The 6,685-nt window shown below is 53.7% G+C and carries 3 protein-coding genes and 2 pseudogenes; 1 reads left to right on the top strand and 4 read right to left on the bottom strand.

From position 1 onward, the window contains the following. Window positions 1–362, top strand: a pseudogene (locus M0D65_RS32990) (hypothetical protein); the annotation flags it as partial. An 11-nt stretch (window positions 363–373) separates the two neighbouring features. On the opposite strand, the gene M0D65_RS32985 reads toward M0D65_RS32990, so the two are convergent. The 4 genes and pseudogenes from M0D65_RS32985 to M0D65_RS32970 all read right to left on the bottom strand — a co-directional run. Beyond that, entirely contained in the window at window positions 374–1,021 is a 648-nt protein-coding gene (locus tag M0D65_RS32985; RefSeq protein ID WP_266256193.1) for an autoinducer binding domain-containing protein, read from the bottom strand. Between the two features lie 1,465 nt (window positions 1,022–2,486). Further along, the gene (locus M0D65_RS32980) at window positions 2,487–3,446 is read right to left on the bottom strand and encodes a helix-turn-helix domain-containing protein (protein WP_266256192.1); all 960 of its coding nucleotides are present in this window, start codon (window positions 3,444–3,446) and stop codon (window positions 2,487–2,489) included. Window positions 3,447–4,598: 1,152 nt separating this feature from the next. After that, window positions 4,599–5,204 (bottom strand): acyl-homoserine-lactone synthase, encoded by a 606-nt coding sequence (locus M0D65_RS32975; protein WP_266256191.1) that lies wholly within the window; start codon window positions 5,202–5,204, stop codon window positions 4,599–4,601. A 565-nt stretch (window positions 5,205–5,769) separates the two neighbouring features. Then, window positions 5,770–6,100, bottom strand: a pseudogene (locus M0D65_RS32970) (IS6 family transposase); the annotation flags it as partial. Between the last annotated feature and the right edge of the window lie 585 nt (window positions 6,101–6,685).

Genomic DNA, 6,685 nt, shown 5'->3' with positions numbered 1-6,685 from the left:
CGAGGCCATTCTCCAAGACTGAAATGGTCCGAAGAAATCAGGCAGGTCAGGCCCACGAACTGCTCGATACCCTGATCAAGCCGAACTCCATTCATCCGGGTTATGTGCGAGGCGAAACGAGTGAGGCTGCGGCCGATATGAGCGTCGAGGAAGGCGCAACGTTAAGCGTAGAGCACGATCAGGCGGACAATCTGTTTAAACATTGCCGTATCACACGAAAGTGCGGCAAAGTCGAGCGTTGCGCGCACCAACTTCTGGGATGTAAAGAACGTGACGGCTGCTGCAATCGTAAGGCGCCTTGCCGCCTAAGTTCGACGCGCATATCTGCCGCGTTTCCGGCTGCGCAAGGGCCAACAATTTGACAATTCCCCCGTTATCTCAGAAGCCCTATTAAGGCTGCCTTGGCAGCCGCCTGTATTTTGTTCGCGCACCCTAGTTTGGCAACGATGTTCTTAATATGAAAATTGACCGTGCACTCAGCAATTATGAGAATTTTCGCTATTTCGTATGCTGTTTTGCCGTCCGCCGTCCATTTCAGGACATCGATTTCCCGAGCAGTTAAAATACCCTCGGCGAACCGATCGACCGTCAGTCGCGGTGCCATAATTGCGTGTGCTGCTTGAGACAGTAGGATCACTACCGCTTCATTGCTGATCCGCTCTCCAGGACTGATTGGGCATGAATTGCGTGCCAGTGTCAGTAACCCGACCGTGCCGTCTGCGCCCCGCGATGCCGCTGACCAGCCATGAACAATTCCGAACGATGACGCTTCGTCCCAGAAGGAACCATGTTTTCCCGTGTCATTACCCGTCCACGCTACAGGACTATCCGTCGCAAGTGCATTCTTGACTGTCGGATCCACTCCAATGTATTGCCTCTCGAAATACCGCGCTTTCCACTCGTCTGGGTAAGTTGAGGTCATGATGATTTGCGGTTTCGTGATGGGAACGGGATATCGTATTCCGTATGCGGCATGATCGAAACCTAGATGCTGCGCCGCCCTGATGAGTACTGCGAGCATGTCGGCCTCCGTTCTGCAGGCCGAAATTTGGCTAATCCACGACAATAGTAGTTCATGCATTTCCGTGCTCTAGGTATACCGCTTAGTCGACTTGGAAGCTTACATACCGGCGTGTAAGAATTACGGAACCACATCGTATTACGTGATCTAACAACGTTGAAAGTTTCGGTCGAAAAGTACGCATAAATTTCGGAACATCCATGCCCTCAATTCAGAAAAATTACATGTGTATTCCGGATGGGCGTGGTCTACGGATTCGGGACCATAAGAGCTTGAGTGTGCTGAGTGCTTGTTTGTATTGTAAGCGTCGAGGTCAAATAAACTTACGGAGTTATTCCGAAGAAACATAGTCGACATCGCTTTCCAGGCGCTCAAGCGATTGCGATTTTGTGATGACAAGCAGAAAAAAGGACTGGTACTGCTTTTTGCAGTTCGATGTGATGCACTTCCATCTGCGGATGACAAATATTTTGTGATGAAAGATCGCATTGGCACCGTCACGTATTCACGCTGGAGCAGAACGTTGGCCACTGATTTCACGCTTTAGGTACAGCCTACCGACCACGCGCGTGCTGTCTTAGAGCTGCGTGGTGTTCATCATAGACCGGACGTTGTCTAAGCCGTTATCCAAAATCAGCACAAGAAAATCAGGACGGAGGCTGGCCTCGCAGCTCGACCCCTCTCACGCCACTGAGCATGAACCCACACTGGACGGATAGAACGGTCGATGTCCCTAGTTGATTTGCCTTACGAAGAGCCTGCCTAGCTTGCAAGGCTCTGTTGAAGTGCGCTGACGAGTGAGAGCCCACCTGCAACACGAGTTCATATCGGTCGATAACGTCCGTCGGGTTTTACTGGTGAGGTGCTCTGGCGACTACGCGCACCGGCGTGCCAGGCCGAGCACAAAGCGCGTACAAGAACAGATTCGCGCCAAGGCAGTTTTCGCCGCTATCGGGTCCGTACTTTGATGCGCAAAGCTGGTCTACGCACAAGTTGGAAGTGTAATTTCGGCTCGACGACTGACTGCTGGCAGGCGGTACCAGTGGTGGAGAACGCACCGGACCGGCAGCTTGACATCGCTGGGCCAATCGGTCGGGATCGATATCAGGTATATCGTACGGCCGCAGGCTGGCTGTAAGGGACAAACGGATGGCATGTCACTCACCGACAGAGGGCATGGATACCATCGCGTCTGGCGAATGGCTGTTCCATGCGTCTTGATCGCAGCACTGGCCGGCGCGCGTCGGCTGGGCTGGCCCAGAAAGAATTGTCGATGATCCACAGGACAGGTTTCCAGACCCAAGTCTATCCGCGTAGCTCAAGCCACCATGCCAGATGCATAATCTACAGCTCAACCCCTGTTTGTGCGTTCTTTTTCTCCGGCAGTATTCATGGCAATCACCAGTATTACTAACATAGCAACGTCAACCCGAATCGGCACAAAAACTCGATGCTTCCGTATACCCTAACCAGCCGACAAACTGTGGGCGCGGCGCGTTTTCGACGGCAACTCACCGAACAGGTTGCGATAGTAGCGGGCGAAGTTGCTGAGGTGATAAAAGCTCATTTCTGCTGCCGCATCACCAACGCTCAGTACATCAGGTGACGTCGCAGCCAACCGGCGCCGGACGGCATTTAGACGAAGCCCACGCAGGTACTCTGTTGGCGAGGTACCTGTGACGGCGTGGAAACTGTTCTGTAAAGTTCGTGGGCTGACCTTTAGTTGCTTGGACAGATCCGCGACGGTGACGGCCATCCGTTCGAAGAGAAGTTCCTCGCTGCGCTTGACCAACCAGGTACATACCGCGAGCGAGCGGCGTTGTTCGGTACGGTCATGACGACCAGAGTCGAAGAGCTTCAGGGATGCAGACATAAAAAGATCAGCGAGTTCATTGTCCTCGTAGGAAGACGCCGCTGACCAGTCTCGCCCTGCGGCTTGCTGAAGGACCCCGCACAGGTGTCCGGCGACGCGAGCGGCCACCGATACCGGAACTTCAATAGAGCTGGCATCTTCAATCTGTCGCAACTGGGCATCGTCTAGACAGGTGACTGCTCGTTCGTGAAAGCGCGCAAAATCCAGATTGATGGAAAGCAACGTTGCTCCAGCTGGCATCTGCAGCTTGAACGGTTCACCATTGCGCAGCAGACCGACGTGACATGTTCCACTCGCGCGCGCCCAATCCACATTGTCCAGCGCCACACCCTGCCACGAGATTCCAATGCAAAGTCGCCCGTCCGGTGACCGTCCGCGCTCGACTACACGTTTGTCGATCGACTCGAGAAACATCTGGTAGCCGTTGCCGGATAGCTGCGTCAGTGTGCTGCAGAGTGGGCCGCGTTCGAGCTGATCGTACGTTTGCTCCCAGCCCCGCACTGCTGCCGAGTGTTCAGAAACGTCCGCGTGAGACGTCACGACGAACTCCATAACCCCTCCTCAACGGAAAGTACACCGGCAGCGGTGGCGACACCCTGAAACGCCTCTCCAGAAAATCGACCAGAGAGAGTGACCCAATGACTGATGCCGGATCATCCTTTCGCTGCCCGTCAGTTGGAACGAAAACCAATACACAATAGAGAAAAGAGATCACAAAGTCTAATTGAGTGGAATAAAAGATGCACTAAGCATGAATAGTGAGAAGAATTGAGATTTATCGGGTTGCCGTGACATTTATATGAAAATTCAGGAGTATGTGGGTATAAGATCAGACCGCCGAAAATTGTCTCCATTCGGGGTAGTGTCTTAATTTACGCGCATCGCCTGTATCTCAAGCAGTCGGAATAGCAAACACTGACCCAAGATGACGAGTTCGCCTCACGTCAAGGGTGACCCCAAGGACGGGTGCTGAAGGCTGCCACGAACGGCGGTTGGTGCGGCACCGTCCTCAGTCGCATGCGTACTGCGCATCAAGCTTAGCGTCGTGCGGAGCGGGATCCTGGCGACGGTGGGACTGTCCTCGCCGATCACCTCAGTGGTGGTGGCGAAGAAGCATTTCATCACGACCCGGAGATGCTTTGCCTGATACACGGAGAACCGCGTATCAGGAACACCGTTGATAAGCGATAGCATCTCACCAAGCCACACGGCGGGGCGACGCGGGCGGAGGACGAGCAGATGCGCACAGTCATGCGCCAGGTATCACGACCAGAGCACTATCTGTCCTATTGAAATAGCTCTCTGCGGGAGTGGAATAAACTAAACCGACAGGTGCCTCATTTCCGAGCCTTCCGCCAGCTCGGCAAATTCAGGGCCGTAGCGCACCGCGTTATCCGTTGAACCTTCCGCAATGTTCATAAAACGATGTGCAGATCCCGGAAATCCACTGCATCAAGGAAAAGCCGGCGATATTAATTAATTTTTATGCTTGTCGTCTGAATCTGAGCATTGCTCTGGAATATGAACGCTGATATTGATTACGTTGCTTTGGAGTGTTCCTGTAAATCTAACTAATCTCAACGCTTGTGATCGGTATTTTCACTCGACCTTGACTGTATTCTCCGACACCTGTGTTCCGATAGAAGTGCGCAAGTGAACGTGCGTGACACAGCCTTTTCATCGTATTCAGAAGAGCGCGTGTACTCATGCGACCGCCAGACACTCATGAATGTCGAACTTCGTGAGTGCGTTTTTGGTTTGGGCATCAATTTCGATCCAGCAGGCGAATACCAGCTTGCCGTCCACTCGCTGGGGCTGACCGGCGCGGTGTGCATGGACCCCCATGCGCGACAACAACCGCTCGATACCAAGCGGCGAAACCGTGATCAGACGTTCCGCACCATGCTCCGCCGCACATGCCACGGCAGCTGTGAGCATGATGCGGGTAGTCTCCTCCACGTCGATAATGGCACGGTTAAATGTCCCGGCCGGGCTGACCGCAAAGCGCGACAGCTCCCAAATACGGTTGCTGCTCGGCGGGGACACCGAATCCATCAGAAAGGGAAACACTTCGGATAGCAGGTAGGGACGACTGGTCGGCAATAATCGCGCACATCCGTGAATGTTGGCGTGTTCGTCGACGCCGATGACATAGAGGGTCTCGTCCAAGTCGAACTGGTCCTGTTCTAGACCATTGATCGTTGGCAATTGCCAGCCTAGCTGTTCGATAAAAATCTTGTACCGATATTGGCCAACGGCGCGCCTGAGATTGGCCAGGTTTTTCCCGCTTCTGGTAATCGTGGTGATCATTGTGGGCTCAGTTATTGAGTGGGATTGACCTCATTAGAAGCCTGTTAGATCTCCGCGGGAACTACCATTTTTCGTAGGTAAGTTTTCTTGTCTTGTTGCACTATTGTTGAACGCCTTTGGCAAATCCGTTTGTGTCGAAATCGCATGAGCGTGCCCGCCAAGTACCGTCGTGCATGGACGCCCCCGGTTTGCGAAGCTTTCATGTCGTGATGTTTCGAAGCTAACGATTGCAGCGATGCATTCGGATTTTAGTACCGGTCGCAAGCCGGCGATCCCTGATGGAGCATCCTGACGAGTCCCCATCAACTTGGCGAGATTGGTGTTCTTTGACGGCATTGGGTTTGACTCGCCACGGTCTGCCCTGTCTTGCCGTCACATAATGGTTGCCCAGTCAACCCGTGGGAGTTTTCTGCAGTTGCTACGGCATTGTCACGTTGGAGCGTCGGAGTCTCAAAAGTGCCGGGGAGCGGTCGTTGCTCAGAAAGCGGAGGGAGTGTGGGTGACATGGTTTAGTTCACGCCATCTGGTGAACTGGGCGGCGAGGTGTTTGCGATAGCGAGAAGGGTTTCTGCAGAAGGGTGTCGAGTTCGGCGTCGTGCCCGTCAACTGCAGGCCGCAGCAGGTACGGCTCGCCACGAAGGGCGACGAGCATCTCGTCGAGGTGCCGCATGCTACCCAGCTTGCTGCGCGCCGCTTTCACCCGATGGGCAACGCCCACGCCGAACCCATCGCACCAACGGCTAATCGTCTCGCGACTGACTGTCACTCTGCGTTAGAACAGAAACATCTCCGATGCCGCGCAGGTTGAGCTGGAACCGGTAGTACCACCGCACGGGATGGTTGATGACCGTCGCCGGGAGCCGGTGGCCGTGATAACGCGATTTCGTTTTCGTCATCGCATCACGGATACATCAACACCCCGTCAACGTGACAACGGCATCGCGCGAGTTTGCTGAACTCGCTAAAAATCCGTCGACTGCCTTCCGACAGTCGTCACACCTGACGTCCTACGGCCTCACTCCCGGTAACTTGACAATGCCCCTGCAACTTGAAATATCTGACGCTGAACCTGTATTCGCTCAGATTAAGCACACTCCACGCTTCCGACGCATTTTCACACAGGAAAGTCCATCAATAATTTTTGTACTGCTACAAAATTCATGCATTTCGTAGTTCGCTGGCACAGACGTAAGAAGAACCGAGGTGGCTCCTGTGTCCTAATACCTATCCAGCCAACTGCAGTGCGAATAGAGCACCTGCATGACGCCATTCCGCAAGATGGAAAGTGATGGTGGCAAAAACTGTCGTAGGAGATTCTAGTTAGCGGGCTCCAGAGTGCGGTAAGTGTTTCGGGTCACAATTCGAGGTGCTGACAGGATTGCGGTCCAACACTAAAGCGTTTCATGTGCAAGATTGCTGGATGACCTTGAGTGATCCGCTTGGGTTTTCCAGACCAAACCTAGAGCGAGTTTTCCGGTGTT

Origin of the sequence: Paraburkholderia sp. CHISQ3 (assembly GCF_030464945.1) — a bacterium.
Taxonomy (GTDB): Bacteria; Pseudomonadota; Gammaproteobacteria; order Burkholderiales; family Burkholderiaceae; genus Paraburkholderia; species Paraburkholderia megapolitana.
Note: the sequence above shows the minus strand (reverse complement) of the source record. Positions and strands in the feature narration are given on the sequence as shown.

Bases quoted from the DNA above. Each gene is read 5' to 3' on its own strand.
- M0D65_RS32985 (WP_266256193.1), bottom strand. From the start codon at position 1,021: ATGCTCGCAGTACTCATCAGGGCGGCGCAGCATCTAGGTTTCGATCAT.
- M0D65_RS32980 (WP_266256192.1), bottom strand. From the start codon at position 3,446: ATGGAGTTCGTCGTGACGTCTCACGCGGACGTTTCTGAACACTCGGCA.
- M0D65_RS32975 (WP_266256191.1), bottom strand. From the start codon at position 5,204: ATGATCACCACGATTACCAGAAGCGGGAAAAACCTGGCCAATCTCAGG.